Genomic DNA, 1270 nt, shown 5'->3' with positions numbered 1-1270 from the left:
GCAACAGCCTCTAGTTGAGGGGTTGTATGAGAGTTCCGCGGTATCCGTTTGTGGGTCGTCGGTTCTGGGCGTTGATCGCCGAAGGGGTTTCGCCTTTTGCCGCCGGGGAAGCGGTGGGCGTGTCGAAGCACACTGCGTGGGGGTGGTTTGCTGACGCTGGTGGTGTGAAGCCACGATTCAGTGATGTGTCCGCTAGCCGAGCGCGACCCCGTTTGACGCTTGAAGAGCGTGAGGAGATTCAAGACGGGGTGGCTCGTCAGGAGTCGATTCGTTTCATCGCACGTCGGCTGGGCCGCCATCCCAGCACGGTGATGCGTGAGATTGAGCGCAATGCCAGTGTCGGTGGTGGTCGGTATCGGGCGCGGCATCGGTTCGGGGCGCCGTGGCGTGGTGGTTGGGAGTGCGTGCCGCGATATCGGGCCCATACCGCCCATGTACGAGCCCACGACCGGGCACGCCGCTCGGCGCCGGGCAAGTTGGCCACCAACACGCGGTTGCATGATGAGGTGCAGGCTCGGTTGGATGAGCAGCACAGTCCCGCCCAGATCTCACGTCGGTTGCGGCTGGACTTTGCCGATGATGCCGAGATGCGGGTGTCCCACGAGATGATCTACCAAGCGATTTATGTTCAGGGCAAAGGCAATCTGCGTCGCGAGTTGCATACCTGCCTGCGTACTGGGCGGGCGCTGCGTAAGCCGCGGCGCCGCCCCGAGGAACGCCGTGGGCGGCTGCGCGACATGGTCAACATCAGCCAGCGACCGCCTGAAGCCGCCGACCGCGCCGTGCCCGGGCATTGGGAGGGCGACCTCATCCTGGGCAGCACGGCGTCGGGCTCGGCGATCGGCACTCTTGTGGAACGCACGACGAGGTTCGTCATGTTGCTGCACTTACCCGACAATCACGGCGCCGAGGCGGTCCAGGAAGCGATCGTGGTCAAGATGGCCCAACTGCCGGCGATCCTGCGCAAGACCCTGACCTGGGATCAGGGCAAGGAAATGGCCAATCATGTCCAAATCGCCGAGGCGGCCGAACTGGAGATCTACTTTTGCGACCCCCACTCGCCATGGCAGCGCGGTACGAATGAGAACACCAACGGACTGCTACGTCAGTACTTTGCCAAAGGCACTGACCTATCAGTGTTTCCCGCCGACTACCTCGACTACGTCGCCTCCAAACTCAACCGCCGTCCCCGCCAGACACTGGAATGGAAAACCCCCGCCGAAGCACTCGACGAACTACTCTCCAACCCGTCCACACCGACAGCTGTTGC

At 63.1% G+C, this 1270-nt stretch carries 1 protein-coding gene; it reads left to right on the top strand.

From position 1 onward, the window contains the following. Window positions 1-26 precede the first annotated feature (26 nt). Window positions 27-1270, top strand: a 1244-nt coding sequence (locus A5698_RS18255; RefSeq protein WP_084792512.1) for an IS30 family transposase, incomplete at its 3' end; no start/stop codon positions are given.

The sequence above is a fragment of the Mycobacterium sp. E136 genome (assembly GCF_001666865.1).
Lineage (GTDB): Bacteria > Actinomycetota > Actinomycetes > Mycobacteriales > Mycobacteriaceae > Mycobacterium.
This window is presented reverse-complemented; position numbering and strand designations above follow the sequence as displayed.